Source organism: Streptomyces sp. NPDC001796 (assembly GCF_042892355.1).
Classification (GTDB): Bacteria; Actinomycetota; Actinomycetes; order Streptomycetales; family Streptomycetaceae; genus Streptomyces.
Genome location: NZ_JBIAUC010000002.1, coordinates 413145 through 438680, shown reverse-complemented (window position 1 = coordinate 438680; position 25536 = coordinate 413145). Strand labels below are relative to the sequence as shown.

General features: G+C 69.4%; 25 protein-coding genes, 1 tRNA gene and 1 pseudogene. 12 read left to right on the top strand and 15 right to left on the bottom strand.

Translation table 11 applies throughout. The features are described from left to right. Nucleotides 1-45: 45 nt before the first annotated feature. Complete coding sequence (locus ACFYZE_RS05505) at nucleotides 46-558, bottom strand: FHA domain-containing protein (protein ID WP_103837321.1); 513 nt, start codon at nucleotides 556-558, stop codon at nucleotides 46-48. Nucleotides 559-568: 10 nt separating this feature from the next. Continuing rightward, the gene (locus tag ACFYZE_RS05500) at nucleotides 569-1414 is read right to left on the bottom strand and encodes an FhaA domain-containing protein (protein WP_388988959.1); all 846 of its coding nucleotides are present in this window, start codon (nucleotides 1412-1414) and stop codon (nucleotides 569-571) included. Between the two features lie 825 nt (nucleotides 1415-2239). Here ACFYZE_RS05500 and ACFYZE_RS05495 point away from each other — a divergent pair. Further along, nucleotides 2240-2323 (top strand) — tRNA-Leu (locus ACFYZE_RS05495). Nucleotides 2324-2430: 107 nt separating this feature from the next. Here the strand turns inward: ACFYZE_RS05495 and ACFYZE_RS05490 are convergent. From ACFYZE_RS05490 to ACFYZE_RS05465, 6 genes and pseudogenes are all read right to left on the bottom strand, one after another. After that, on the bottom strand, nucleotides 2431-2931 hold the full coding sequence (locus tag ACFYZE_RS05490) for a hypothetical protein (RefSeq protein ID WP_388989575.1): 501 nt from the start codon (nucleotides 2929-2931) through the stop codon (nucleotides 2431-2433). 115 nt (nucleotides 2932-3046) lie between these two features. After that, nucleotides 3047-3211, bottom strand: a pseudogene (locus ACFYZE_RS05485) (transposase); the annotation flags it as partial. A 76-nt stretch (nucleotides 3212-3287) separates the two neighbouring features. Continuing rightward, nucleotides 3288-3491 carry a hypothetical protein gene (locus ACFYZE_RS05480; RefSeq protein WP_388988956.1) on the bottom strand — a complete coding sequence of 68 codons (204 nt, stop codon included), beginning with the start codon at nucleotides 3489-3491 and terminating at the stop codon, nucleotides 3288-3290. A 156-nt stretch (nucleotides 3492-3647) separates the two neighbouring features. Further along, nucleotides 3648-4217, bottom strand: a complete 570-nt coding sequence (locus tag ACFYZE_RS05475) for a TetR/AcrR family transcriptional regulator (RefSeq protein ID WP_388988953.1) — start codon at nucleotides 4215-4217, stop codon at nucleotides 3648-3650. Nucleotides 4218-4461: 244 nt separating this feature from the next. After that, nucleotides 4462-5760: an SNG1 family protein gene (locus tag ACFYZE_RS05470; protein WP_388988950.1), complete on the bottom strand. Its 1299-nt coding sequence runs from the start codon at nucleotides 5758-5760 to the stop codon at nucleotides 4462-4464. Nucleotides 5761-5912: 152 nt separating this feature from the next. After that, on the bottom strand, nucleotides 5913-6131 hold the full coding sequence (locus ACFYZE_RS05465) for a hypothetical protein (RefSeq protein ID WP_388988947.1): 219 nt from the start codon (nucleotides 6129-6131) through the stop codon (nucleotides 5913-5915). A 338-nt stretch (nucleotides 6132-6469) separates the two neighbouring features. On the opposite strand from ACFYZE_RS05465, the gene ACFYZE_RS05460 reads away from it, so the two are divergent. From ACFYZE_RS05460 to ACFYZE_RS05425, 8 genes are all read left to right on the top strand, one after another. After that, on the top strand, nucleotides 6470-8575 hold the full coding sequence (locus ACFYZE_RS05460) for a SpoIIE family protein phosphatase (RefSeq protein WP_388988943.1): 2106 nt from the start codon (nucleotides 6470-6472) through the stop codon (nucleotides 8573-8575). Nucleotides 8576-8708: 133 nt separating this feature from the next. Next, nucleotides 8709-9176 carry a helix-turn-helix domain-containing protein gene (locus ACFYZE_RS05455; protein ID WP_388988940.1) on the top strand — a complete coding sequence of 156 codons (468 nt, stop codon included), beginning with the start codon at nucleotides 8709-8711 and terminating at the stop codon, nucleotides 9174-9176. 342 nt (nucleotides 9177-9518) lie between these two features. Continuing rightward, the gene (locus ACFYZE_RS05450) at nucleotides 9519-10220 is read left to right on the top strand and encodes an SDR family oxidoreductase (RefSeq protein ID WP_388988937.1); all 702 of its coding nucleotides are present in this window, start codon (nucleotides 9519-9521) and stop codon (nucleotides 10218-10220) included. Nucleotides 10221-10250: 30 nt separating this feature from the next. Further along, entirely contained in the window at nucleotides 10251-11282 is a 1032-nt protein-coding gene (locus tag ACFYZE_RS05445; RefSeq protein ID WP_388988935.1) for an alpha/beta fold hydrolase, read from the top strand. Nucleotides 11283-11557: 275 nt separating this feature from the next. After that, nucleotides 11558-12580: an NAD(P)H-binding protein gene (locus ACFYZE_RS05440; RefSeq protein WP_388988933.1), complete on the top strand. Its 1023-nt coding sequence runs from the start codon at nucleotides 11558-11560 to the stop codon at nucleotides 12578-12580. 56 nt (nucleotides 12581-12636) lie between these two features. Continuing rightward, nucleotides 12637-13263 carry a lipoyl(octanoyl) transferase LipB gene (lipB, locus tag ACFYZE_RS05435; protein WP_388988930.1) on the top strand — a complete coding sequence of 209 codons (627 nt, stop codon included), beginning with the start codon at nucleotides 12637-12639 and terminating at the stop codon, nucleotides 13261-13263. A 19-nt stretch (nucleotides 13264-13282) separates the two neighbouring features. Further along, a complete protein-coding gene (locus tag ACFYZE_RS05430; RefSeq protein WP_388988928.1) occupies nucleotides 13283-14632 on the top strand; it encodes an SCP2 sterol-binding domain-containing protein in 1350 nt (449 codons plus the stop codon). Between the two features lie 56 nt (nucleotides 14633-14688). Continuing rightward, the gene (locus ACFYZE_RS05425; protein ID WP_388988925.1) at nucleotides 14689-15651 is read left to right on the top strand and encodes a PDR/VanB family oxidoreductase; all 963 of its coding nucleotides are present in this window, start codon (nucleotides 14689-14691) and stop codon (nucleotides 15649-15651) included. Between the two features lie 615 nt (nucleotides 15652-16266). Here ACFYZE_RS05425 and ACFYZE_RS05420 read toward each other — a convergent pair. Then, the gene (locus ACFYZE_RS05420) at nucleotides 16267-17244 is read right to left on the bottom strand and encodes a Dyp-type peroxidase (protein ID WP_388988922.1); all 978 of its coding nucleotides are present in this window, start codon (nucleotides 17242-17244) and stop codon (nucleotides 16267-16269) included. Nucleotides 17245-17456: 212 nt separating this feature from the next. Between ACFYZE_RS05420 and ACFYZE_RS05415 the strand changes: the two genes are divergently transcribed. The 3 genes from ACFYZE_RS05415 (at nucleotide 17457) to ACFYZE_RS05405 (ending at nucleotide 20295) form a co-directional block, all read left to right on the top strand. Further along, the gene (locus ACFYZE_RS05415; RefSeq protein WP_388988920.1) at nucleotides 17457-18887 is read left to right on the top strand and encodes a DUF2252 domain-containing protein; all 1431 of its coding nucleotides are present in this window, start codon (nucleotides 17457-17459) and stop codon (nucleotides 18885-18887) included. 129 nt (nucleotides 18888-19016) lie between these two features. Then, nucleotides 19017-19886 (top strand): hypothetical protein, encoded by an 870-nt coding sequence (locus ACFYZE_RS05410; RefSeq protein ID WP_388988917.1) that lies wholly within the window; start codon nucleotides 19017-19019, stop codon nucleotides 19884-19886. Nucleotides 19887-19965: 79 nt separating this feature from the next. Beyond that, nucleotides 19966-20295 carry a rhodanese-like domain-containing protein gene (locus tag ACFYZE_RS05405; protein ID WP_388989533.1) on the top strand — a complete coding sequence of 110 codons (330 nt, stop codon included), beginning with the start codon at nucleotides 19966-19968 and terminating at the stop codon, nucleotides 20293-20295. Nucleotides 20296-20380: 85 nt separating this feature from the next. Here ACFYZE_RS05405 and ACFYZE_RS05400 read toward each other — a convergent pair whose 3' ends face one another. The 6 genes from ACFYZE_RS05400 to paaA form a co-directional block, all read right to left on the bottom strand. Beyond that, nucleotides 20381-21517, bottom strand: a complete 1137-nt coding sequence (locus ACFYZE_RS05400; RefSeq protein ID WP_388988914.1) for an acyl-CoA dehydrogenase family protein — start codon at nucleotides 21515-21517, stop codon at nucleotides 20381-20383. 126 nt (nucleotides 21518-21643) lie between these two features. After that, a complete protein-coding gene (locus ACFYZE_RS05395; protein ID WP_388988912.1) occupies nucleotides 21644-22708 on the bottom strand; it encodes a 2Fe-2S iron-sulfur cluster-binding protein in 1065 nt (354 codons plus the stop codon). After that, complete coding sequence (gene paaD, locus ACFYZE_RS05390) at nucleotides 22708-23250, bottom strand: 1,2-phenylacetyl-CoA epoxidase subunit PaaD (protein WP_388988909.1); 543 nt, start codon at nucleotides 23248-23250, stop codon at nucleotides 22708-22710. Before paaD ends, ACFYZE_RS05395 begins: the two co-directional genes overlap by 1 nt. Continuing rightward, nucleotides 23244-23963, bottom strand: a complete 720-nt coding sequence (gene paaC / locus ACFYZE_RS05385; RefSeq protein ID WP_388988906.1) for a 1,2-phenylacetyl-CoA epoxidase subunit PaaC — start codon at nucleotides 23961-23963, stop codon at nucleotides 23244-23246. Before paaC ends, paaD begins: the two co-directional genes overlap by 7 nt. Then, on the bottom strand, nucleotides 23960-24247 hold the full coding sequence (gene paaB, locus ACFYZE_RS05380; protein ID WP_388988903.1) for a 1,2-phenylacetyl-CoA epoxidase subunit PaaB: 288 nt from the start codon (nucleotides 24245-24247) through the stop codon (nucleotides 23960-23962). Before paaB ends, paaC begins: the two co-directional genes overlap by 4 nt. Further along, the gene (gene paaA, locus ACFYZE_RS05375) at nucleotides 24244-25239 is read right to left on the bottom strand and encodes a 1,2-phenylacetyl-CoA epoxidase subunit PaaA (protein ID WP_388988900.1); all 996 of its coding nucleotides are present in this window, start codon (nucleotides 25237-25239) and stop codon (nucleotides 24244-24246) included. Before paaA ends, paaB begins: the two co-directional genes overlap by 4 nt. Nucleotides 25240-25536: the final 297 nt, after the last annotated feature.

Here is a 25536-nt window from a genome sequence, read left to right as displayed (position 1 = left end):
GTGGGGGCCGCCGCTGCGTGCTCGCTCCGCTCGCTCATTGTCGTACTACTTCCGCAGCTCGATGACGGTCTTGCCGATGCGGATCGGCGCGCCAAGCGGAATCGGTGTGGGGGACGTCAGCCGGGTCCGGTCGAGGTACGTACCGTTGGTGGACCCGAGGTCCTCGACGATCCACTGGCCGTCGCGGTCGGGGTAGATCCTGGCGTGCCGGCTGGAGGCGTAGTCGTCGTCCAGCACGATGGTGCTGTCATGGGCACGGCCGAGTGTGATGGTCTGGCCCTGCAGCGCGACCGTCGTCCCGGTCAGCGAGCCCTCGGAGACGACCAGCTTGGTGGGGGCCCCGCGACGCTGCCGGCCGCCGCCCGGCTGCTGGCGCTGCGGCGGGGGCGCCGCCTGGCGGGCGGTCTGCTGCGGCCGTGCGGCCTCGCGACGCGCACCGCGCTGGGTGACCCGCGTACCGAACAGGTCGCTTCTGATGACCTGCACGGCCACGATCACGAACAGCCACAGTACGGCCAGGAAACCCAGCCGCATGACCGTGAGGGTCAGCTCTGACATTGCCCCCGCTTCACCCTTCGGCTTGCCTATAGATAACGGTGGTGCTGCCCACGACGATCCGCGAGCCGTCGCGGAGCGTAGCGCGGGTGGTGTGCTGCCCGTCCACCACGATGCCGTTGGTGGAGCCGAGATCCTGGATCGTCGAGGGCGTTCCGGTCCGGATCTCACAGTGCCGGCGGGAGACGCCGGGGTCGTCGATCCGCACGTCGGCGTCGGTGCTGCGCCCCAGCACCAGCGTCGGGCGGGAGATCTGATGGCGGGTGCCGTTGATCTCGATCCAGTAGCGGGTGCGCCCGCCGGACGCCGGGACCCCGCCGGGGCGCTGCCCGGCGGGCTGCGGGTAGCCGTATCCGCCGGGGCGGGCGCCGGGCGGCGGCGCGGACGGCATGGGCGGAGCGCCCGCCGGCGGGGCTGAGGGCGGGTAGCCGTAGCCGCCGGGGCGCCCGGAGGCGCCGCCCTGCGCGGGCGCCTGCTGGTTGGTGGAGGAGGCGAGCGTACGGCTGCGCACCCGGTACAGGCCGGTGTCCAGGTCGTCGGCCTTCTCCAGATGGACCTTGATGGGGCCCATGAAGGTGTAGCGCTGCTGCTTGGCGTAGTCGCGCACCATGCCGGCGAGCTCGTCGCCGAGCTGGCCGGAGTAGGGGCTGAGGCGCTCGTAGTCCGGTGCGCTCAGCTCCACGATGAAGTCGTTGGGGACGACGGTGCGGTCGCGGTTCCAGATGGTCGCGTTGTTGTCGCACTCGCGCTGGAGCGCTCCGGCGATCTCCACGGGCTGGACCTCGGACTTGAAGACCTTGGCGAAGGTGCCGTTGACCAGACCTTCGAGGCGTTGCTCGAACTTCTTCAGGACTCCCATGGGGCACCTCCTCCGTCGTTGCCGTCCTGTGTACTGCTTACCTGGTACTGCTTACTGATCGTATCCACGCGCCGGAAAATCGGCTGGTTCCCCCCATCGGCCCTGTCGACGGGTGTCGACGCCTCCGGGTTTCCCTCCGGACGGCCCCTTCGAACACCTTCCGGGCGTACTCCTTGACGCACTCCTCGGAGCACTCCGCGGTCGTACTCCCGCCATGGATCGTAAAGGGGGCCGCAGACCAGTGTCCCGCACCCGGCTGTGGAGCCCGCCCGACTCCTGGAGAGATGGGCGGGACCGGTACGAGGTTGATACGTGAACAGACACGCGTTGAGACGTTGCGGGGCCGGCGGGGGCTCGGGGCGGCGGGAGGTCGGGTGGGGCGGGCGGGGGTGCCGGGGCAGGGTGCTGGGGGGCTGAGGGCTTGGGGCTTGGGCTGACGGCTGAGGGCTGGGCGTCGGGTGGAGGCGTGTCGGTGGTGGGCTGGGCTGGGGGTGGGGCGTTCCTGCCGAGGTGCCGGATGCCCGACGTCTGGATTCGGTGTCCGCCGTTCGCTGTCCGCTGTTTGTTGTCTGCTGTTCGGTGTCTGCTGTTCGGTGTCTGCTGTTCGGTGTCGGGTCCGTGGGCGGTGGTCGGTGGGGGCGGGCGTGCGTGCGGGAGGGCCGGGAGCCGGGGGCTCGGTGATGCCGCTGGTCGCGAGGGGGTTCGCGGGGCGGGGCCGAAGGCCCCAGGGGAAAGGGATGTGAACCCACCCTCTCCAGCGTGCTAATGTTCTGGGTGTCGGAAGGCGCCGGGCCGAAAGGGCCGGAGCCGGAGGACACACCCAATGCGCGGGTGGCGGAATAGGCAGACGCGCTGGATTCAGGTTCCAGTGCCCGCAAGGGCGTGGGGGTTCAACTCCCCCCTCGCGCACAGAGAGATACCGACGGAACGGGTCTCTGCCGGTGACGGAAGTCACGGCAGGGGCCCGTTTCTCGTTGTGTTGGCGGTTGTCGGCTGTGAGACATCGCACAACTTGGTCAAGGCATACGGCGGGGCCCCGGCGCGTGAGTTATCTCACGTATCGGGGCCTGTCCTTGGTGTGCTGCGGTGCGGGGCCGGGGCGGCTGGGCTCGGGCTATGCCGCCGGTGTCAGGTGGCCGTCGGTGTCCAGGGCGGTGGCCGGGCTTGTCGAGGGAGACGCCCAGGACGAGGGACGGGAGCACATCTGGGCTCGGAGTACCGTCGGCGAGCAGTACTGCATCGTGTTCCGCGTCGCGCGTCACGATGAGGTGGGCGTCGTACCCGAAGAGGTATTTCTTCCTGAGCGAGGTCTTCTTCTGGCATTCTGGGATCTTGGCTTTGCCCTTCCTGGCGGGCGGCAACGGACGCATGGCGTCAGCCACCGGCACGTCGGGGTCGCGGTGGTCGCCGTCGCGCACGTACCAGCCGGCGTCCGGGTCGGTGGCGAGCTCCGGGCCGTTCGAGCGGCGGCCGCGGGAGAAGGTGCGAATCGGGGTGGCGTCGATGCCGATGGACACCTCCGTCAGCTTGCTCAGCAGGCTGTGGAGGGGCCGAACCGAGGCGTCGAGCAGGAACACCGCCTTCAACGTCTTCTACCAGGCGGGCATCCTCATCGGCCCCCTCGCGGGACTGGACCGCGATCAGCGCGTGGACGTTGATGATGCGGCCGCCCTCGCGGACCTTCTGAGTCAGGGCATCGACCCAGACGAAGGCGTAGGGACCGGCGTCCAGGGGCCGGTTACGAAACTCGGCGACCTGCTCGTCCAGGTGCTTGGCCATCGCGCTGACCTGCGACTTCCGATGGACGCTCCCCACCATCCCCATCCGCCCTGATGAGACCAGCCGCCGCGCGGCTGCCCGCTGTCTGCGCCGGTCAGCCCACTTCCCCGCATCGGCCGACTCCCGCGTAGGGATGCGTCTGGAGGCGCAGCAGTTCGTTGAGCGAGCACTCCAGCTGTGCACGGCGTGGCGCGGCACGGGCCAGCGCCTCGGCGATCGCCTCCTGCAAGGACTCATCCGGTGTCTTCCGCTCGGCCGCGGCGTACGTCGAGAGCCGATCGTGGGTCTCCTCGCTCATGGGAACGCTCATCCCACGTACAGCCCCGAGGAGATCAGTGTGGCGGCGGCGCGGTGGATCGAAGGGTGAGCGTAATCCGTCACAGTTGCTCGGATTGCCGGAGACCGGCGTCAGCCCTGCGCATCGGTCGCCGGGCCTGCTCGAAAAGGTGGTGCGTCAGCGCACGCCTGCCGCATCGAGCAGGGTGGCCACCGTGGGGGCGATGAGTCCGGTGAGGTTGTCGGCTCCGATCCCCGCGCGGGCGCTGGCGCCGTCGAAGACCAGGCTGAGCTGTCGGGCCAGCAGGTCGGGATCATCCGCTCCGCCCTGTTCGGCCTCGGCCCGGAAGAAGGCCGTCAGGTTTCCCTTGACCCGGTGGGCCACCCGACTCGCAGGGTGACTCCGGTCCTTGAGCTCGATCTGCACCGCCAGATACCGGCAGCCCCGGAACTCGGGCGCACCCGCCTGCAGTTCCACCTGCTCGAAGACGTGCAGGATCCGCTCGCGGGGTGAACGGCCATCGTCCGCCGCGGGCAGGAGTGTCGCCACGAAGGCGGAAGCCCGTTCCTCCAGGCTCGATGCCAGCAGCTCGTCCTTGCTCTCGAACAGCTGGTACATGGAGCGTTTCGACACCCCCGCTGCCTTGCACAGCGCCTCGATGCCGATACTGACGCCATCTCGGTAGGTGAGTGTGGCCGCCGCTTCCAGGAGTCGTTCTCGGGGACTTGCCTTTACTTCGGTGCTCATAGTGTGAGGTTAACTCGATTCGGGTGAAATATAAACCGATCGGTTTCCGGGTTGGGTGGGACGGCCGGCGCTGCCTACGCGACGTAGTGGACACCCGAAAGCCGTACAGAGGCTCGGCGACGGCACCCGGGGGAAAGGTACCGTCGCCGAGCCCTGATGGTGTGCGCGCCTGCCGTCCCGCAGGGTGACGCACACCGGGGCCACTACGCACCGTGGCCCCGTCCGGGGGTGGGTTGGAGTTCCGCTACGCCAGGGCGGCGGCCTTCTCGGGCTCCGTCGCGGCGGGGATGCGGTGCAGCCCCCTGCGGTCGTACCAGCCCGTCACGCCGAAGCCGAACAGCGCGGCCGCCATGAGGCCGGCGGCCATCATCACCCAGCCCCGGGTCAGACCGGCGTCGGCCTGGGCGTCGTAGTAGAGGATCGAGCGGACGCCGCCGGTGATCTGCCGCAGCGGTTCGAACTCTGCCAGGAAGCGGTAGAAGCCGGGCAGCGCCTCGATGGGGGTGGTGGCGCCGGCCGTTGGCACCGCCATCCCGATGAAGACCAGCGTCACCACCAGCATGCCGGGCGTGCCGAAGACGGCGAGGAGGGTGAGCGCGCCGATCCCGGAGACCGCGATGGCGCACACGGAGTACAGCCACAGCAGCGGCAGGTGGGAGGCGGCCATCCCCATGATGCCGACCGCGCCCACGGTGACCAGGGTGCCCATCAGCAGGGAGAGGCCGACCATGAGGGTGCTGCTGATGGCGAGGGTCTGCACCCGGGTGACCCGGATCAGCGGGCGGTGCCGGCGCAGCGGGCCCATGTCGTTGTGGGTGTAACCGAGGGTGTGGTCCACCTGCCCGCTGATGACGTTGGCGGAGAGCATGCCGACGACCACCAGGGTGAGCGCGTAGTAGAACGCCGTCATGCCCAGTCCGCTGTGCGAGCCGAGCGGATGGCCGTCCTCGACCGTGACGGCGGCCGGGTCGGCGAGCAGGACGCGTGCCGCAGCGGGCAGCTTCGCATGCTGGGCGCCGGTCTGCGCGGTCAGCTCCTTGCCCACCTGGTGCGAGGCGTTCTCGGCCGCCTGGGTCGTCGCCGTCCGGGCCAGGCCGGAGCCCAGGCTACCGGCGGACTGGTTGGTGAGCACCATCAGTGTCGGGCGGGCCGGGGTTCCGGTGGGCGCGGTGCGGGTCAGTGCGGTGGTGGAGGAGGTGAAGTCGGCGGGCACGACGAGCGCGCCGTAAAGCTTGCCTTTGCCGAGTTCCTCCTTCATTTCCTTCTCGTCCATCGACTTCCAGTCGATCTTGTCCCCGCCCGCGGTCGACTTCTTGATGGAGTTGGTGATCTGCGCCCCGAGGTTGACCTGCTTGCCGCCGACCGCGGCTCCCTTGTCGGCGTTGACCAGGCCGACAGGCAGCTTGGTCAGGTGATTGACCGGATCGATGTTCGCGCCGACGTAGAACACGGTGAACAGCAGCGCGAGTGCACCTGTGACGACGCCGTTGGCGACCCACAGAGGTTTGGCCCGCAGCACGCGGAAGGGATGAATGCCACTCATGACTTACTCCGGTCTCGACAGCACAGCCATATCGAGAGGAGACCGGACAGTGCCATCGCAGGCCGGCGTCCCTCGGAAACCTCGGCGCGCACGGCCGACTGAGGCGGTGCGCGCCTGACCGTCTGCCGTGGGCGATGGCTCCTAGATCACGTTCAGGGCATCATCGACACGGGAAACCGGGCGGTTTCACTTTCATCGTAAACCGATCGGTTTCCATATTCAAACTCGATGTCCTGGAGCGGTCGCAGCATGGTGTCCATGAAGGTCTTGCGGTCGTCCAGGTACGGGCCCAGGACGTCCTCGCCGGCAGGGCAGACGGCCACGCAGTAGCCGGACTTGCAGTCGGGAGGAGAGGCCAGGCTCTGCCACATGGAGGCGCCTTCTGAATCGGTGACCCGGGAGCGGTAGTCGCAGTCAAGGCACGCATGTACGCCTCGGTCCTCGACACACTGCGCAGCACGACCGACCCGCGCGGCTGACACCGCGCGACCGGACACCGCCCGACTCGACCGGACACCGCTCGACCCTCTGTCCAACGCCGGCAGGCCCGGCGGTATGGCCCGTAGTACCGTGAACGAAGGTGTTGCGAAGCACTGGGGCGAATGACATGCGGTCTCCGGCATCCCCTTCTCAGCCGTCGTCCGGCGCCGGCAGCACAACCGACGCGGCGGGCCGCGACGACCTGTTCGTGTCGGTGGCTCGCCGTTGCATGCGCGACCTGCACGCGTCGGCCGCCTCCGTCTATCTCGCGGCGCCCGGGGATCAGGTGTTGGCGGCCGCGGTGGTCGTCGCCTCGCCCTTGGGCCTGATCGCACCCGAGCGTCTGCCCCTCGACGACCTGACCCTTCCCTCCGTCCGGGCCCATCGAACGGGGCGGATCTGCACGGACCGCGCCTACGACATAGCGGCACAGCATCTCGATTTCGGGGTCTACGCGGCTGCTCCGCACCTCGTGGCCGCCGCACCGCTGGCGGCAGGAGCGCGGCGGTTCGGTGTGCTGGTGGTGTTCTTGCCGCGCGACGTTCAGGAGCCGTCGACGGAGGAGACGGACTACCTGCGCCGAGCAGCCCGACATCTTTCGTTCGAGTTGGACCGCCTTGCCCACCGCGGTGTCTCTCTGTCTCCTCCGAAGCTTCCGCTGGTCGTCTCTCCTGAGAGCGGTGCCGCTGCGGAGACCGGCCAGGCCGCCCCGATGGAAGGAGAGTGGAGCGCACCCTTCATCTTTCACCTGCACAAGCTGGCCGTTTCCCTGATGTCGGTCGTGCATACGAGGGACGCGGTGGCGCGGACGATCGAGCGCCTGATGTCCGGACTCGGCGCCCGAGCGGTGGCCATCAGCCTGATCGAGGGCGATCGGCTCCATGTGGTGGGCGCGTCGGGCTGCTCGAAGGAGTACCTGAAAGCCGTCAACGGAATCTCTGTCAGCACGAAGTCCCCGGAAACCGAGGCCATCGCACACAAGCAGCAGATCATCCACGAGGCCGGAGAGCGGGGCCGGCCGTCCGGGCAGGGCCGCCTGACAGGGGACGGCCGTGACGAATACGTGTGGGTCGTGCTCCCGCTGCTGGCGGGCGACCACGCACTGGGCACGTGCTCGATCGGGCTCGCACCGGAGCAGCGCCCGGTGGCCACGCACCTGTCGCCCCTGCCCACTCTGTCGACGCTGCTCGGCCAGACACTCGAACGCACCCAGCTGTACGACGCCGGCCACGCGTTGGCGCAGAAGTTGCAGCAGGCCCTGCTGCCTCGGATGCTTCCCCAGCTCGCGGGTGTGGTGACCACGAGCCGGTACGAGCCGCCCAGTGGCGCGATCGAGCTGGGCGGCGACTGGTACGACGTGATCACGCTCCCCTCCGGCGGCGTGGCCGCCGTGGTCGGCGACGTCGAGGGCCACAACACCGCGGCAGCCGTCGTGATGGGGCAGCTCAGCAGTGCGGTACGCAGCTATGCGCTGGAGGGCCACGACCCGAGCACGGTGCTGCATCGCGCGAATCGCCTGATGGTCGACTTGGAGACGGATCACTTCGCGACGTGCTGCTGCGTCTGGCTCGACCCCGACACCGGCACGGCCCAGATCGTCAGCGCTGGTCATCCGCGCCCGGTCATCCGAACCGCTGACGGCGCGTATCCGGCGGCCGTCGCCGACATCGGCGTCCCGCTGGGAGTCGAGGCGAGTCCGTCGTATCAGGCCGGCATCCTCACTCTGGAACCGGGGACGCTGCTGGTTCTGTACACGGACGGGCTGTCCGGCAGGGGTGGCGAACTGACCCGGGAGACGCTGGAAGCGGCTGTCGCGGCCTCCGGGAACGAGCTGGAACTGCTCGGTGACCGGCTGATGGGCTCCGGTGTCGGGGGGACCCCGCGGGCGGACGACGCCGCGCTTCTGCTGCTGCGGTACGAAGGCCCCTCGGTGGAGGTGAAGGAGTACATCAGACGGCTGCACCTGCACCGCCACGACTACCAGGGCGTCCGGCGCGCCCGGCATTTCCTCACCGCGTCCCTGGACAACTGGCATCTGGCCGAACTGTCCGATTCCGCCGAGGTGCTGGCGTCGGAGGTCGTCACCAACGCGCTCGTCCACGGGGACAGCGACGTCGACCTGTGTCTGCGCAGGTACCCGGACCATCTCCGGGTGGAGGTACGGGACAGTGACTCCCACCCCGCCATGCTCGTGGATCTCGGTCCCGACGAGGACAAGGCGGAGGGAGGACGGGGGCTGGTGATCGTGTCCGCCCTGGCTTCCTCCTGGGGGAACTCGCCGAGCGGCCGGGGGAAGACGGTGTGGTTCGAGATGGACACCGTGGAGGCGGCGTAGCCCCCGCTGCCTCATGGCCGCCGGCGCGGGCCCGCCGGGGCGGGGCGGCGCGCCGTCGCGGCATGTCCCGTCCGGGCCGGCCGCATCGACGGCCCCTTGTGCCACACCTCCCATGTAGTCCGGTATTCAACCGTTGAAGCCCAGGAACCGGGAGGCGTCGGTGGTGCTGGAGGTCGCCGGTGTCTCGCACGAGGAGGAGTCCGTCTACCGGCTGCTCGTCACGTCCGGCCGGGCCACCACGGAGGACCTGGCCCGGCGCGCGGGTCTGACCGACGCGGACGCGGCGCGCATTCCCGACTCACTGGCCCTCAAAGGCCTCGCGAGTCATACGGACGGCACACCCCGGTTGTTCCGGGCCGCTCCCCCGGACGTGGCGCTGCTTCCCCGGCTCAAGCGCAGCGCCGACACGCTGGAGCTGGCCAGGCTCGAGGCCACTCATCTGATCCAGGCCTACCAGGACACGATGCGCAGGCACGACGCCGGCCAGTTGCTCGAGGTCATCACCGGGACGGAGGCCCTGCGCCAGCATGGAGATGAACGAAGCCAGGGACACGCGGCTACTTCACCGATCAGTCACCTGAGGCGGTGGGCCAACCGGTGAACCGATCCCTGCAGTCGTGACCTCGCGCCGTGAGTCCCCCGTCGCTGCCGGGGCCGTCACGGCGGCCCGAGTGGCTGCCGCCCCTGATTTCCCTGCGCCGCCGGAAGGTGGTCGCCCCTGATCGCCGACTCGGGTGGGCCCGTAAAGCCGCCGGCGGGGCATCCCGGCGACGCCGAGCCGTACGACAGGGCACCCCTCAGTCTCTCCGCCGGACTCCGGGTGTGGTCATCGCTCCCTCATGGCTGCTGACGCGTTTCATACGACTATGACCCGACTTGCACGAGGAAACCGATCGGTTTACTGTAAGAGAAACCGATCGGTTTCCAGCTTGTGGAGGTAGTCGTGACAGCAATCGAAGGCGCCACTGTCCTTGTCACCGGGGGCGGCCGGGGCATCGGCAAGATGCTGGTCGAGGAGCTCTACGGGCGCGGGGCCGGCAAGGTCTACGCCACGGCGCGTGACCCGCGCACGGTGACGCACCCCGGTGCCGTTCCGCTGGCTCTTGAGGTCACCGACCCCGCATCCGTGACGGCCGCCGCCGAGCAGGCCCAGGACGTCACCATCCTGATCAACAACGCCGGCGCCTCGGTCCGCGCCTCGTACCTCGACTCCCCGATGGAGGAGGTGCGCCGTGACGTGGAGACCAACTTCTACGGCCCGCTGCTGGTCACCCGGGCCTTCGTGCCGATCATCGAGCGCAATGGCGGGGGTCATATCCTCAACGTCCATTCCGCCCTGTCCTGGCTGGCCGACGGCACGCCCTACGGCGCCTCCAAGGCCGCCCTGTGGTCGCAGACCAACTCCCTGCGTCTGGAGTTGCAGCCGCGCGGCATCGCGGTGACCGGACTCCACATGGCCTACGTGGACACCGACATGACCTCGGACATCGACGCACCCAAGGCCGACCCCCGCGACATCGCCGTGGCCGCCCTCGACGGCATCGAGGCGGGCGCCCACGAGGTGCTGGCCGACGACACCACCCGCTGGGTCAAGTCGCAGCTGTCCGCCGATCTGGAGGCCCTCTACCCGCAGTTGAACAAGTAGCACGCCCTCACCGAATCCGAGGAAATTCTCATGGAAAGTTCGCTCACCCACCGCTTCGTCGACGTGAACGGGATCAGGCTGCACATCGCCGAGCAGGGGCAGGGGCCGCTGGTCCTGCTGCTGCACGGCTGGCCGGAGAGCTGGTACTCCTGGCGTCACCAGTTCGGGGCGCTGGCAGCGGCCGGGTACCGGGTCGTCGCCCCGGACCAGCGCGGCTATGCCCGCAGCGAGCAGCCGCCGGACGTCACCTCGTACACCCTGCTCCACCTCGTCGGCGACGTGATCGCCCTGATCGAGGAACTCGGCGAGGAGCAGGCGGTCGTCGTGGGTCACGACTGGGGCGCACCGGTTGCCTGGACCGCGGCGATGCTGCGTCCCGACAAGGTCCGTGCGGTGGCCGGGCTCAGTGTCCCGCCGATCCTGCCCGGGGGGATGGTCCCGCCCTCCATCACCCGCGCCCAGTACGGCGAGGGCTTCTACCAGGTGTACTTCCAGCAGCCGGGAGTCGCCGACGCCGAGTTCGCCAAGGACATCCCGGAATCCTTCCGCCGCCTCCTGGTCGGTGCCTCGGGTGACAACCCGCTCGGCAGGGAGCCCCGCCCGTTGGTCATACCCGACGGTCTGGGCCTACTGGACACCATGCCGGAGTCGCCCGACCTGCCGGCCTGGCTGACCGAGGAGGACATCCAGGCGTACGCCGAGGACTTCGCTCTCCATGGCGAGCAGGCGTTCACCGGAGCCTTCAACTGGTACCGGAACATCGAGCGCAACAACGAACTGCTCGCCGCATTCCGGGGGCGTGGGATCGACGTTCCCGCGCTGTACGTGGTGGGAGACCGCGACATGGTCACCTCGTTCCGCAGCCCGGACGGGGGCCCCTCGATGGGCGAGATCCTCCGAGGCGAGGGCGGGCCGGACAACCCGCTGAGCGCTGTCCCGCACCTGCACGACGTGGTGGTCCTTGAGGGCTGTGGGCACTGGACGCAGCAGGAGCGTCCCGCGGAGACCAACGCAGCGCTCCTGGACTTCCTCGCCCACATCGACGGCCCCGCACCCCGATGACACTGCGCAGAATCCGCCTGGCCGGCACAGTCCGGTGGGCAGAGGGCCCAAGACACGCGTGGAGACGGCCATCGAGCCAGGCGGCTTCACCGTCATCGACCGCTTCCGACGGGCCCGGTCACCTCCACGAGTCCGACCGAGACCCTGGCCCGCCACCTCGCCGAGCGACGGCATAGACGCCCCAGGCGACCGAAGCGACCCAAAACGATCGCCGGCCACATCTCGTGGCCTTCCCATCCAGCTGACTCACACCCCAACCAGACAGAGGAATCACGATGTCAGAGCGCCATCCCATCCTGATCACCGGAGCCGCCGGCCATATCGGCGGAGTGAGCCGAACGATCGTCGACATGCTGCTCGACCAAGGGCATCCGGTGCGGGCGTTCGTACGGCAGGACGACGAACGCGCGCAGTCGCTCCGCCAGGCCGGGGCCGAGGTCTTCGTCGGAGACCTGCTCACCATCGCCGACGTGACAGCCGCGCTGAAGGGCGTCCGGCGCATCTACTTCAGCATGAGCCTGTCGCCGTACTACACCGACGCCGTCAGCCTGATGGCCGCGGCGGCGCGTGCCCAGGGCGACATCGAGGTCTTCGTCAACATGTCCGAGTACGAGCAGTCGTTCATGACGTTCGAGAAGATGACCGCGCCGGTCGAGGAACGGCGTGCGTGGCTCGGCGGACTCGTCGCCGACTGGTCGCCGCAGCAGCGCGCCCATTGGGTCGCCGAGCGGGTGCTGGAGTGGTCCGGCCTCCCGACCGTCAACATACGGGCGGCCATATTCGTCGAGAACCCCTTGATGACCTGGCTGGCCCTGGCCCCGCTGAGCGACGGTGAACTGCGCCTGCCCTTCGGTAACCACCGCTTCCCGCCCGTCGCGGGCTACGACGTGGCAGAGGCGTGCGCGAAGATCCTGGCCGACCCGGCGCCGCACATCTCGAAGATCTACGAGCTCACCGGTCCGGAACTGAAGGACATGCACGGGTTCGCGGAGGACTTCGGGGCCGTGCTGGGACGCCAGGTCACCGCCGTGCCCGAAGAGGTCGAAACCTGGAACGAGACCTACGTGGACCCCGCCCTGGCCGAGTTTCCGCACACCGCGGAGCACATAAAGACCCTCGCCCGGCTGGTCGGCGGCGGCGGATACCGCGGCGTCACCGACCAATTGGAAACCCTGCTCGGGCGCGCGCCGAAGACCGTGCGGTGGGCGCTGCAGAACCATCCGAGTATCCAGATGCTGGCGACTGGCCGAGTCGCCGAGCGGTCGAACCGCGGTCATGAGGGAGGGGACGAGGGGTGATGGCGCCGAGATCCGTGGGTGAACAACCGTCACACCGGCAGTTGGAACGCGTCGATTTGGGAGAAATACCCTACGCGGCGGCGCAGACGGACATGGCCCGCTGGGTTGAGGAGCGCAAACAGGGACTCGCCGCCAACCGGCTCTTCCTGCTCACGCACCCTGCGGTGATCACCTACACCGCCCGGACGCCGAACGACCAACTGCCCGACGCGGCTTCACCCATCGACCTGGTGCAGACAGACCGCGGCGGACATGCCACCTACCACGGCCCCGGCCAGCTCATCGGCTACCTCGTGCTCAACGTGCGCGAGCTCGGCCCCCGTGGCCTGATCCGCCGTGTCGAGCAGGCGCTCATCGACGCACTGGACAGCCTCGGTTTCCCAGCGGTCCGACGCGAGACGCCGCCGGGGTCCGAGAGCCTGGCGGGCGTATGGACCCCCGATCACCGCAAACTCGCCTCGATCGGCATGCGCATCAGCGGGAGCGTCTCCAGCCACGGCTTCGCCCTCAACATCGACCCCGACCTGAGCGTCTACACCACCTTCACCGCCTGTGCCCTGCCCGGCGTCCGGATGACCTCCCTGGCCGAACTCGCCGCCGAACGCGGCCTGCCGACCCCCACCCATACCAAGGTGCGCGACACCGTCGCACAAGCGGTCACTGCACACCTGACACCAGGTTAGAAACAGGAAAGGACGCACGATGGCCAGCAAGAACAAGCTCGACGACCATCCCACCGTCGTCAAAGTCCGCCGGCAGCACGACCGCGGCGTCACCCGGCCCGCCGAGCCACTGGACGCGTCCCGGCTGCGGCAGCTCTGTCTCGACGCGGGTGCGGACGACGTCGGTTTCGTCGAGATCGACCGACCGGAAATCGCCGACCAGCGAGCAGACCTGGAAGCCGCGCTGCCGGGTGTCCGAGTGCTGATCAGCTTCGTGACCCGAATGAACCGGGAGAACATCCGCACTCCCTCGCGCTCGGTCGCCAACCTGGAATTCCATCACACCGGCGACCACTCCAACGAGGTCGGCCGGCAAGTGGTGGGCAAGCTGGAGGCGATGGGCGTGCGCGCCCTCAACCCCGCGATGGGTTTTCCGATGGAGATGGACAAGTTCCCCAGGAAAACATGGGTCGTCTCGCACAAGCCGGTTGCCGTGGCTGCCGGGCTCGGCAAGATGGGAATCCACCGCAACGTCATCCACCCCAAATTCGGCAACTTCATCCTGCTGGGCACCATCCTCACTGACGCCGAGGTCAGCGAATACACCCGGCCCATCGAGTACAACCCATGCCTGGAATGCAAGCTGTGCGTGACAGCTTGCCCGACCGGGGCGATCGCCTCCGACGGTCACTTCAACTTCTCCGCCTGCTACACACACAACTACCGCGAGTTCATGGGTGGCTTCGGCGACTGGGCCGAACAGGTCGCCGAAAGCCGTGACGCCCACGACTACCGTTCGCGAGTGAGCGACAGTGAGAGCGCGTCCATGTGGCAAAGCCTCTCCTTCGGCGCCAATTACAAAGCCGCCTACTGCATGTCGGTCTGCCCGGCCGGCGAGGACGTCATCGGCCCCTGGCTGGACGATCGCAAGGCACATCTGACCCAGGTCGTGCGCCCACTGCTGGACAAGGAAGAGACCGTCTACGTCGTCCCGGGTTCCGACGCCGAACAGCACGTGGCCGACCGGTTCCCCAACAAGCGCACGAAGCATGTCGCGATGAGCCTGCGCGCGAACAGCATCGACGGTCTGGTGGAGGGCCTGCCGCTGATCTTTCAGCGCGAACAGGCCAAGGACATGTCCGCCACCTATCACTTCACCTTCACCGGCGACGAGTCCAGGCAGATCACCGTGATCATCCGCGACCGCGCACTCGATGTCACCGACGGACACCACGGTGAGCCGGATCTCAGGATCACCGCCGACACGCGCACCTGGCTGCGATTCCTCAGCAAGCCATCACTGCTGACGTGGGCACTGGTGCGCCGGCAGATCAAGCTGCAGGGCTCACCCCGACTCCTGCGCGACTTCGGTCGCTGCTTCCCGTCCTGATCGCTCAGAAAAGGACGCATCACCGAATCATCACCGCAAGAAATGGAAGGGCGATCATGAGCACACTTAGCGCCGAAGCCGAACTCGACCTCGTGTTGGAACGCAAGGAAACGATGGCCGAAGGTGTCGTGCTGCTGACCTTGCGCGACCCGGAAGGCCGTCCGCTGCCGGAATGGCAGCCAGGAGCCCACATCGATCTGGTACTGCGAGTCGACCTGGTCCGGCAGTATTCACTGTGCGGGGACCCGGGGGACCGGTCCTGTCTTCAGGTCGCGGTGCTGCGTGAACCGGAAAGTCGCGGCGGGTCGAGCTACGTGCACGACGTGCTCACCGAAGGTGAGTCGGTACGCATCCGCGGGCCACGCAACCACTTTCCGCTCGTGAAAGCCAAAAACTACCTGTTCATCGCAGGCGGAATCGGGATCACCCCCATCCTGCCCATGGTCGCAGCCGTCAACGCCACCCGCGCCGACTGGCGCCTCGTCTACGGGGGCCGCACCCGAGCGTCGATGGCATTCGGTGAGACTCTGCAGCGGGCCTACGGAGACCGGGTCAGCCTGCGGCCCCAGGACGAATACGGGCTGCTGGACCTTCCCTCGCTGCTCGGCAAGCCGCAACGGAAGACAGCCGTCTACAGCTGCGGCCCGGAACCGCTGCTCGCGGCGGTCGAGGCCGGCTGCGAGAAGTGGCCGAGCGGATCTCTGCACCTGGAGCGCTTCGCCCCGAAACAGGATGTCACGGCCGGGCCGCAGGGCAGCTTCGAGGTCGAGCTGGCCCAGTCCGGCAAGAAACTGCTCGTCTCTGAGGACATGTCCATTCTTGAGGCCGTCGAAGCTGCCGGTGTGCCGGTGATGACCTCCTGCGAGGAGGGAATCTGCGGAACCTGCGAGACGAAGGTGCTGTCCGGACAGATCGACCACCGCGACTCGGTCCTGGACGACCAGGAGCGCGCCGCAGGCGACACCATGATGATCTGCGTCTCCCGAGCCAAAGGCGACCGCCTGGTCCTCGACCTCTGATCCACTGGAGAACCATTCCGGATGCTGCGTCAGCTGCTTCTCCGATCGTTGAAGGCCGCTACGCCAGGGCGTCAGCCCCCTTGGGCAGTCGCCACCGGAGGGCAGGCACGGGGCGCGAGCCCGCTCCCTGTGGACTGATCCGCCGCATCGAACAGTGGCGGGCGAGCCTCCGGAAGCGGAGATTTTCCCAACCAGGACACGGCGCTGTCTTCCTGAATGCACTGGGCTGAGCATCCACCGAAGGCAGCGCCTGTACCCCTCGGTAATGCCACCAAGAGTCTGTCGGCCCTGATCGAAGAGGTACGCGAGCCCGAGGCATCTGCCTGAGCTGAGCGGGAGGTCATGGGACCTGCATGGTGGGAAATGATCAGTCTTTTCCCGGGAAATGATCTCCGTTGCCCTCGGCTAGCGCCTGACCAGCGCATTTCGTCGGTTCCCCACAGAGAAACCGACGAACGGGTCTCTGCCAAGGACGGAAGTCCTGGCGAGGCCCGTTCGTCGTTGTATGCGGTTCGTCGTTGTACGGACCGCATGTGAGGCATTGCACGTCGGCGCTTGACGCGCCAGGGCTTGGCGGCGTGAGGTATTTCACGCTGTGACCGGAGCGGCGGCCTCTCATGTCCGTGGTGCCGGACCGGGCGGGTCCGGAGGGTCGGGCAGGTTCTCCAGGAAGTCGCTGGTGGGCACATGGAACAGCGATCCGGTGACGGGTGTGGAGAAGTCCAGGATCCGGTCGTGGGACGCCGGCGGTGCGCCCAGGAACATGCGCTCCAACATGGTCTCCAGCACCGTCGGCGTTCGGGCGTACCCGATGAAGTACGTGCCGAACTCGCCCCTGCCGACGGTGCCGAAGGGCATGTTGTCGCGCAGGATCTCGTGCTTCGCACCGTCTCGGTCGACGATCGTGGTCAGGGCGACATGCGAGTCGGCCGGCTTGACCTCGTCGTCGAGTTCGATGTCGGACAGCTTCCGACGCCCGATCACCTTCTCCTGGGCCTCCACCGGAAGGGCGTTCCAGGCCCGCAGATCGTGGAGGTACTTCTGCACCATCACATAGCTTCCGCCCGCGAAACGGGGGTCCTCGTCGCCGACCAGCACCGCCTGGCTCGCCGCCGGGCCGACCGGGTTCTCCGTCCCGTCGACGAAGCCGAGCAGGTCCCGCACGTCGAAGTACTTGAACCCGTGCACCTCGTCGCACACCGTCACGGCACCGTGCAGACGTTCCATGATCTCGCCCGCCAGCGCGAAGCACAGGTCGATGCGGGCGGCACGGATGTGGAAGAGCAGGTCCCCGGGCGTGGACACCGCGCGGTGCACGGAGCCTGTCAGCTCACGGAAGGGATGCAGCTCCGCGGGACGCGGCCCGCAGAACAGACGGTCCCACACGTCGGATCCGATGCCCGTGACACAGCTGAGCCTTCCGCTGGGAGTGGCACGGAAGCCGACGGCCCGCTGCAGCCCGTTCAGGTCGGACAGCAACCCGCGGACGACCGGTTCGCTTCCCGGGTCCACGGTCACCACCAGGAAGATCGCGGCGTTCGTCAACGGGGACAGCACCGACTGGGGAACCGGCTCCGCGGAGGACTGGGTCACGGGCCACACCCCTTTCCCAGGGCACGGGCGGATTTTCACTCTAGGGCGGCCCCAACGGGTCTGCCACCGCGCGGCGGGCGGACGCCGACGCCGGAGGTTTTCCACAGCCTCCGAGTTGTCCACAGGCTCTGACGCGCCTCGACCGCCGACCTGTACGGTCGTCCGCAGTTGATGTTCACACGGCTGCATGGACAGCGGGGGAGGCGATCGGCGTGACCGAGTTCGAGGCTGGGGTGGGGACGGCGAAGCCGCGGCAGGAGGCCCGGATTTCCGCGGTGCGCGGCTTCGCGCGGTGGCCGGTCGAGGGCTCACCGAAGGAGGAGGGCAAGGCACTGCGCGCACGGGTGCCGCGCCGGGCCCACGCCGAACTGGTGCTGGACCTCGACCGCCCGGACGCGGTGACCGCCGTCGAGGAGTCCAACCGCGGCCGCCTCCCCGATTTGACGCCTATACGCGTCGGCAGGATGGCGGCCACACCGTTCGCGTTCCTGCGCGGCTCGGCGGGCCTCATGGCCTACGACCTCGCACGCACTCCGATGACCGGCATCCGCGCCCAGATCTGCGGCGACGCCCACGCTGCGAACTTCGGCCTGTACGGGGACGCCCGTGGCGGCCTCGTCATCGACCTGAACGACTTCGACGAGACGGTGCACGGCCCCTGGGAGTGGGACCTCAAGCGGCTCGCCGCCTCGCTGGTGCTCGCCGGCCGTGAGGCCGGGGCCGACGAGGACCGGTGCCGTCAGGCGGCGCACGACGCGGTCGGCGCCTACCGGCGCACCATGCGCCTGCTGGCCAGGCTCCCGGTCCTGGACGCCTGGAACGCGATCGCGGACGAGGAGCTCGTCTCCCACACGGACGCCCACGATCTGCTCGGCACGCTGGAACGGGTCTCGGAGAAGGCGCGGGCCAACACGAGCGGGCGGTTCGCGGCGAAGGCGACCGAGCCGGTCGAGGGCGGCGGCCGACGCTTCGTGGACGCGCCGCCGGTGCTGCGCCGCATACCGGACGCGGAGGCCGAGTCGGTGGCGGCGGCGCTGGAGGAGTATCTGACGACGCTGCCCGAGGACCGGCTCCCTCTCCTCGCCCGGTACGCGGTGCACGACGTGGCGTTCCGCGTCGTCGGCACGGGAAGCGTGGGCACCCGCTCCTATGTGGTGCTGCTTCTCGACCACCGAGGCGAACCGCTGATCCTCCAGGTCAAGGAGGCCCGCCCGTCGGCCCTGCTGCCCCATCTGGCCACGTCCGGGCACCCGGTCCCGGAGGTGGAGCACGAGGGCCGCCGGGTCGTCCAGGGACAGAAGCGCATGCAGGTCGTCAGCGACATCCTGCTGGGCTGGACGACGGTCGACGGACGCCCCTACCAGGTACGGCAGTTCCGCAACCGCAAGGGCAGCGTCGACCCGGCGGCCCTGGCCGCCGACCAGATAGACGACTACGCCCGCATGACCGGGGCGCTGCTGGCCCGCGCCCACAGCCACAGCGCCGACCCGCGCCTCATCTCGGGCTACTGCGGCAAGAACGAGGAACTGGACGAGGCGACAGCGGCGTTCGCCGTGGCGTACGCGGACCGCACGGAGGCGGATCACGCGGAGTTGGTGGCGGCGGTGCGGAGTGGGCGGATCGCGGGGGAGACGGGGGTCTGAGGGGCAGGGGGAGGAGGGGGAGGGAGGGGGCGGGGGGAGGGGAGGCCCCCCAAGGGTGTCGATCTGCCGGGGATCCCGACCTCACCGGACCACGGCAGACCCCCCGCCACCGTGTCTTACGCTGGTGCGGTGACGACGCCCGATGCCGAGCAGAGCCAGACCGTGTCCGGGGCCGAGGAGCCGGTTGCCGAGGGCACCGGTTCGGGCGGGACCGGGGGTGCCGGGGCGCGGCCCGAGGAGCGGCTGGAGCGGGCCGTGCGGGCCGCCGAGCAGGCGTTGATCGAGTACGAGATCGCCCTGGAGACCTTCCGTGTGGAGGTCGAGAACTTCTCCCGGCTGCACCACCAGAAGCTCGGCCCCGTGTACGCGCGCCTGGAGGAGCTGGACGCGGAGATCGCCGAGGCGCGGGCCGCCCGCACCCAGGACCCGGAGGACATACGCCGGGCCCATGAGGCACGTGCCCGGGTCCTGCCGATGCCGGGCGTGGAGGAGCTGTTCCACGGCTGGATGGACGCCGGCGGGCTGTTCCCGGAGGCGCAGGCCATGCTGACGGACCAGCCCGTGCGGCCTCCGCAGCGCGTGCGGCCCAGCGAGGAGGCCCGCAAGCTGTACCGCGAGCTGGCCCGCAAGGCCCACCCCGACCTCGCCCAGGACGAGGACGAGCGCAAACGGCGGGACGACTTCATCGCCCGGGTCAACGCCGCCTACGCCCGCGGCGACGAGGCCGTGCTGCGGGAGCTGTCCGAGGAGTGGGCCGCAGGCCCCGTCCCCGAGGAGCGTCGGCCGAGTCACAGCGAGGAGCTCTACGCCCGTCTCGAGTGGCTCTCCCGGCGCAAGGAACTGCTCACGCTGGTGGCCCGGGAGCTGGAGGAGGGTGCGATCGGTTCGATGCTGCGGCTGGCCCCCGACGACCCGGACCGTCTGCTCGAGGAGATCGCGGAGCAGCTGCTGGCCCAGGTCGCGCAGAAGGAAGCCGAGCTGGAGGCGCTGCGCGGCTGAGCCCACCGCTGCGGTCGACGATGGCGGGCACGTCCGCGTCGGCGTCGGGTAGCGTCGGGGTATGCATTTCGGAGCTGGTGTGCCCACGGTCGAGGTCGCGGACCTCAAGGACGACGACTTCCTGCTGGACGTCCGCGAGGACGACGAATGGCGGGCGGGTCACGCTGAGGGGGCGCTGCACATCCCCCTCAGCGAGTTCGTCGCACGCTACGGAGAGTTCACCGAGGCGGCGCCGCAGGACGGCCGGGTGCATGTGATCTGCCGTTCCGGGGGCCGTTCGGCTCAGGTGGCGATGTACCTGGTCCAGCAGGGCATCGACGCGGTGAACGTCGACGGTGGCATGCAGGTGTGGGCCGCCGAGGGGCGGCCGGTCGTGAACGCCGAGGGTGAGCCCGGCATCGTGCTGTAGTCCGGCCCCGGCAGGTCGTGCCGCACCCCGGGCTGGGGCGTGGGCTGTGGTCCGGCCGGGGATTTTGGGCGCGGGGTCATCCCGGTCAGCCCAGCGGGTGTACCGCCAGCAGGTCGCCCAGGCTCTCCTCGTGTGCTGCCGCCGGGCCGAGTGACAGTTCCAGGTGCTTGGCCCAGGCGTGGTACCGGTGCAGGGAGTAGTCGGTGTCGGCGCCGAAGCCGCCGTGCAGGTGCTGCGCCGTCTGCACCACTCGCCGTACGCCCTCCGAAGCCCAGATCTTCGCCACCGCCACGTCCCCGGCCGCCGGCAGCGCTCGCGCCGTGCCGGACGTGATGCGCCACGCGGCCTGCCAGAGTGTGGCCTCCATGGCGCGCAGGTCCATGTACCGGTCTGCGGCCTGCACCGCGACCGCCTGGAACGTGGCGATGGGGTGGCCGAACTGTTCCCGTTTGCCGGCGTACTCGCTCGTCATCCTCAGCGCGGCCTCGGCGAGGCCGAGCGCCAGCGCGCACGTCCCGGTGGTGAGCAGCAGGCGCACCGACTCCCAGGCCCCCTCGGTGTCGAGCACATACCGCTCGGCGATCCGTGCCGACTCCAGCCGCAGCTCGGCGAGCCGCTCCCCGGTCGTGGAGAGCTGCTCGGCCAGAACGGCGCCCTCGTGCGAGCGCGGCACGAGGGCGAGTACGGTGCGGCCGGAGTCGCCGGTGCGGGCCGGTACGAGGACGGCGTCGGTGTTGTACGCCCACGGCACCGTCGTCTGTGTCCCCTCCAGCACCCAGGTGTCGCCCTCCTGCCGCGCCACCACCGCGAGTTCGGCGGGGTCGTGCCCGGTCCGGCCGTGTGCGGCGACCGTGAGGACGGTCTCTCCCCGGCCGGTTCGTGCGAGCAGTTCCTCCTTCAACTCAGCGCTGCCGTACGCCTGTATGGCGACAGCCGCCGTTGTGTTCTCCAGCAGCGGTACCCGTGCGAGCACCTTGGCCGACTCCCGTAGCACCAGGCAGAGGGCGATCGCGTCGAGACCCGCGCCGCCGTACTCCCCGTCCAGCAGCAGGCTGAGCAGGTCCGCGTCGGCGAGTCGCGCCCACAGCGCCCGGTCGAAGTCGTCGGCGACGGCGCCGGTGGTCAGTGCGGGGCTGGGCACCCCGTCCGGCGCGATTCCGGTGAACACGGCCCTCGCCGCCTCGACTGCCGCCTGCTGCTCTTCGCTGAAGGTGAAGTCCACGGCCTGTCCTCCTGGCGGTCCGCTGATCTGACGGAGCGTCAAGATAGAACAGGTTCTAGTAGAAGGGAACGGCCCGCGGACAGGCCCTCCCTCGGAAAGCCTGGCGAGCGGCTCCGCGGGGAACGCTCACCGGTCGAAGTCCAGCTCCACCGTCTCCGTGACCGGATGCGACTGGCACGCCAGCACATATCCGGCCTCCGTCTCCTCCGGCTCGAGCGCGAAGTTGCGGTCCATCCGTACCTCGCCCGAGACCAGGAAGGCCCGGCAGGTCCCGCACACCCCACCCTTGCAGGCGTAGGGCGCGTCGGGTCGGTTGCGCAGCACCGCCTCCAGCAGCGACTCGCCGTCGTGGACCGGCCAGGTGCCGCCGCGTCCGTCGAGCCGCGCGGTCACCCTGCTGTGCGCGGGGGCGGGAGCGGACGGCGTGGTCACGGCTCCTTCGTCCACATGGAAGATCTCCTCGTGGATCCGTGTCCGCGGCACTCCCAGCCCGCGCAGCGCCCGCTCCGCCGACTGCACCAGGCCGAACGGTCCGCACAGGAACCAGCCGGCGACCTCCTCCACCGGCAGCAGCGCCGGCAGCAGCCGGTCCAGCCGCTCCCGGTCGAGCCGTCCGGAGGGCAGTCCCGCCTGCTGTTCCTCCCGGGAGAGCACCGTGACCAGCTGGAATCGGTCGGGATAGCGGTCCTTGAGGTCGGCGACCTCCTCCAGGAACATCGTCGAGGCCGTCGTGCGGTCGCTGCGTATGAGGCAGAACCGCGCGCCGGGTTCCCGCTCCAGGAGTGTCGTCACGATCGACAGCACGGGGGTGATGCCGCTGCCGCCCACCACCGCCGCGTACAGCCCGGGTGCCGGCTCGAGCGTGAACCGTCCCGCCGGTGTCATCACCTCCAGCTCGTCCCCCTCGGCGATCTCCTTGAGCGCGTAGGTGGAGAAGGCTCCGCCCTCCACCAGCCGCACCCCGACCCGCAGCGTGTGCGGGCCCTCTTCGTCCGGTGCCGGAGCGGGGGAGCAGATCGAGTACGTACGTCGTATCTCCCTGCCGTCGGCGGTGCGGCGCAGCGCGAGGTGCTGGCCGGGCGTGTGCCGGTACTCCTCGCGCAGTGCGGGTGGCACGGAGAGGGTCAGGGCCACGGAGTCGTCGGTGAGCCGCTCCACCGAGGCCACCGGGAGCGGGTGGAACCGGGCCATCACAACTCCTTGAAGTGGTCGAAGGGCTCACGGCAGGCGAGGCAGCGGCGCAGCGCCTTGCACGCGGTGGACGAGAAACGGCTGAGCAGTTCGGTCTCGGCGGATCCGCAGAACGGGCAGCGGACGGGGGCGTCCGGCTCGGTAAAGTCGGTGACTGTACGGGTCGGGCCCAGCTCCACGGGCACCGGACCCGACGTGTGCGGTCCGCGGACGCGAGGGGGCGCTATTCCGAACTCCTGCAGCTTGCGGCGACCCTCTTCGGAGATGTCGTCCGTCGACCAGGCGGGGCTGAGGACGGTGCGCACGACGACCTCCCGTACGCCGTGCTCGCGCAGCACCCGCTCTATGTCCACGGACATCGCTTCGAGCGCGGGGCATCCCGTGTAGGTCGGGGTCAGCTCGACCTCGACCGCGGCCGTGCCGCGCAGATGGACGGACCGCAGGACGCCCAGTTCCTCCAGGGTGAGCACGGGCAGCTCCGGGTCGGGGACGGAGCCGGCGAGCCGGCGCAGTTCCTCCTCGAGGGCCGTGGCCGTCACCATGACGCCCCCGGGTGACTGCGGTGCAGATGCTGCATCTCGGCGAGCATCCGTCCGAACGGTTCGGTGTGCAGGCCCTGCCGCCCCGCGCTCGCGGTCCACGCCCCGGAACGCGGCCCCTGCGGGACCTCGAGGGTGGCCCGGCGCAGGATGCCGCCGACCGAGTCCAGCCAGGCCTGCTCGATGCCGGTCCAGTCGACGTCCACGCCCTCCACCGGCTGGAACATCTCTCCCGTGTACCGCCACAGTGCCTCGCACGCGCGACGCATCCGCTCATGGCTCATGTCGGTGCCGTCGCCGAGCCGCAGCGTCCACTGCTCGGCGTGGTCCTGGTGGTAGGCGACCTCCTTGACCGCCTTGGCCGCGAGCCCGGCGAACTCGCTGTCCCCGGCGGCGAGTTCGCTGTACAGGAGCCGCTGGTAGGTCGAGAAGTACAGCTGGCGGGCGATGGTGTGCGCGAAGTCGCCGTTCGGCTGTTCCACCAGTTGGAGATTGCGGAAGGCGCGCTCCTCGCGCAGGTACGCCAGCTCGTCCTCGTCGCCCACCATGGACAGCAGCACCCGGGCCTGGCCCAGCAGGTCGAGGGCGATGTTGGTGAGGGCGACCTCCTCCTCCAGTACCGGCGCGTGGCCCGCCCACTCCCCCAGGCGGTGCGAGAGCACCAGGGCGTCGTCGCCGAGTGCCAGGGCGGCCGCGGTGTGCACGGTGACGGTCACAGGTGCTTCACTCCTTCCGGGATCTCGTAGAACGTGGGGTGCCGGTACGGCTTGTCGGCGGCCGGCTCGAAGAACGGGTCCTTCTCGTCCGGCGAGGACGCGGTGATCGAGGCGGAGGGCACCACCCAGATCGAGACGCCCTCGCCGCGCCGGGTGTACAGGTCGCGTGCGTTGCGCAGGGCCAGCTCGGCGTCCGGGGCGTGCAGGCTGCCGGCGTGGGTGTGCGAAAGCCCGCGGCGTGAGCGCACGAAGACCTCCCACAGAGGCCAGTCGGTGTTCGTCATGCGTGCTGCGCTCCCGTCCCGCCGTTGTGCTTCGCCGCGTATGCCGCGGCTGCCTCCCGTACCCAGGCGCCTTCCTCGTGGGCCTGCCTGCGCTGGGTCAGCCGCTGCTCGTTGCAGGGGCCGTTGCCCTTGAGGACCTCCCAGAACTCCGTCCAGTCGATGGGGCCGAAGTCGTGGTGCCCCCGCTCCTCGTTCCACTTCAGGTCCGGGTCGGGGAGGGTCAGGCCCAGGGACTCCGCCTGGGGGACGCAGATGTCCACGAAGCGCTGGCGCAGCTCGTCGTTCGAGTGCCGCTTGATCTTCCAGGTCATCGACTGCGCGGAGTGGGCGGACTCGTCGTCGGGTGGGCCGAACATCATCAGGGACGGCCACCACCAGCGGTTCACCGCGTCCTGCGCCATCGCGTGCTGCTCCGGTGTGCCTCGGCTCAGGGTCAGCAGCAGTTCGTAGCCCTGGCGCTGGTGGAAGGACTCCTCCTTGCAGATGCGGACCATCGCGCGCGCGTACGGCCCGTAGGAGCAGCGGCACAGGGGCACCTGGTTGGTGATCGCGGCGCCGTCCACCAGCCAGCCGATGGCGCCGACGTCCGCCCAGGTCAGCGTCGGGTAGTTGAAGATCGATGAGTACTTCTGGCGGCCGGTGTGCAGCTTGTCCAGCAGTTCGTCGCGGCTGGTGCCGAGGGTTTCCGCCGCGCCGTACAGATACAGTCCGTGGCCCGCCTCGTCCTGGACCTTGGCCATCAGGATCGCCTTGCGGCGCAGCGACGGAGCGCGCGTGATCCAGTTGGCCTCCGGCTGCATGCCGATGATCTCGGAGTGCGCGTGCTGGGCGATCTGCCGGACGAGGGTGGCGCGGTAGGCGTCGGGCATCCAGTCGCGGGGCTCGATGCGCTCGTCGGCGGCCACGGCGGCGTCGAACACGGCCTCGTACGCCGTCGCGTCCGCCGCTGTGCCGTCCGCGCGGGCCGGCCGGTGCGCTGCTGCTGTCGCCATGCGGTCCCCCTGACCACTCGCCTGCTCCCGACCGATCGTTCGGTTCGGTCGATTCAATGGTGAGGCGGGGGCCCGTAGGGTGTCAACCGCTGTGGACGACCCGCGGCGACCCTCCGGCCGCTGTGCCGATCGGGCTGTGCGGGGCGGGCGGGGCTGAGTACCGTTCCGGGTGCGCATGCCCGGCGTGCTGCGAACGGGTGAGGCGAGACGGGCGGCCCGCCGCGGAGAAGGCAGGTGGTGGTCCGGTCGGCGGCACGGAAAACGGCACCACGGCAGGAGAGCTCGGGAGACGGGGCG

Excerpts from the sequence above, each read along its gene's own strand:
- ACFYZE_RS05460 (WP_388988943.1), top strand. The coding sequence starts at position 6,470 with ATGCGCGACCTGCACGCGTCGGCCGCCTCCGTCTATCTCGCGGCGCCC.
- paaA (WP_388988900.1), bottom strand. The coding sequence starts at position 25,239 with ATGGCGACAGCAGCAGCGCACCGGCCGGCCCGCGCGGACGGCACAGCG.
- ACFYZE_RS05465 (WP_388988947.1), bottom strand. The coding sequence starts at position 6,131 with ATGTGGCAGAGCCTGGCCTCTCCTCCCGACTGCAAGTCCGGCTACTGC.
- ACFYZE_RS05475 (WP_388988953.1), bottom strand. The coding sequence starts at position 4,217 with ATGAGCACCGAAGTAAAGGCAAGTCCCCGAGAACGACTCCTGGAAGCG.
- ACFYZE_RS05505 (WP_103837321.1), bottom strand. The coding sequence starts at position 558 with ATGTCAGAGCTGACCCTCACGGTCATGCGGCTGGGTTTCCTGGCCGTA.
- ACFYZE_RS05440 (WP_388988933.1), top strand. The coding sequence starts at position 11,558 with ATGTCAGAGCGCCATCCCATCCTGATCACCGGAGCCGCCGGCCATATC.
- ACFYZE_RS05430 (WP_388988928.1), top strand. The coding sequence starts at position 13,283 with ATGGCCAGCAAGAACAAGCTCGACGACCATCCCACCGTCGTCAAAGTC.
- ACFYZE_RS05395 (WP_388988912.1), bottom strand. The coding sequence starts at position 22,708 with ATGGCCCGGTTCCACCCGCTCCCGGTGGCCTCGGTGGAGCGGCTCACC.
- ACFYZE_RS05500 (WP_388988959.1), bottom strand. The coding sequence starts at position 1,414 with ATGGGAGTCCTGAAGAAGTTCGAGCAACGCCTCGAAGGTCTGGTCAAC.
- paaB (WP_388988903.1), bottom strand. The coding sequence starts at position 24,247 with ATGACGAACACCGACTGGCCTCTGTGGGAGGTCTTCGTGCGCTCACGC.
- ACFYZE_RS05445 (WP_388988935.1), top strand. The coding sequence starts at position 10,251 with ATGGAAAGTTCGCTCACCCACCGCTTCGTCGACGTGAACGGGATCAGG.
- ACFYZE_RS05425 (WP_388988925.1), top strand. The coding sequence starts at position 14,689 with ATGAGCACACTTAGCGCCGAAGCCGAACTCGACCTCGTGTTGGAACGC.
- paaD (WP_388988909.1), bottom strand. The coding sequence starts at position 23,250 with ATGGTGACGGCCACGGCCCTCGAGGAGGAACTGCGCCGGCTCGCCGGC.
- ACFYZE_RS05480 (WP_388988956.1), bottom strand. The coding sequence starts at position 3,491 with ATGAGCGAGGAGACCCACGATCGGCTCTCGACGTACGCCGCGGCCGAG.
- ACFYZE_RS05470 (WP_388988950.1), bottom strand. The coding sequence starts at position 5,760 with ATGAGTGGCATTCATCCCTTCCGCGTGCTGCGGGCCAAACCTCTGTGG.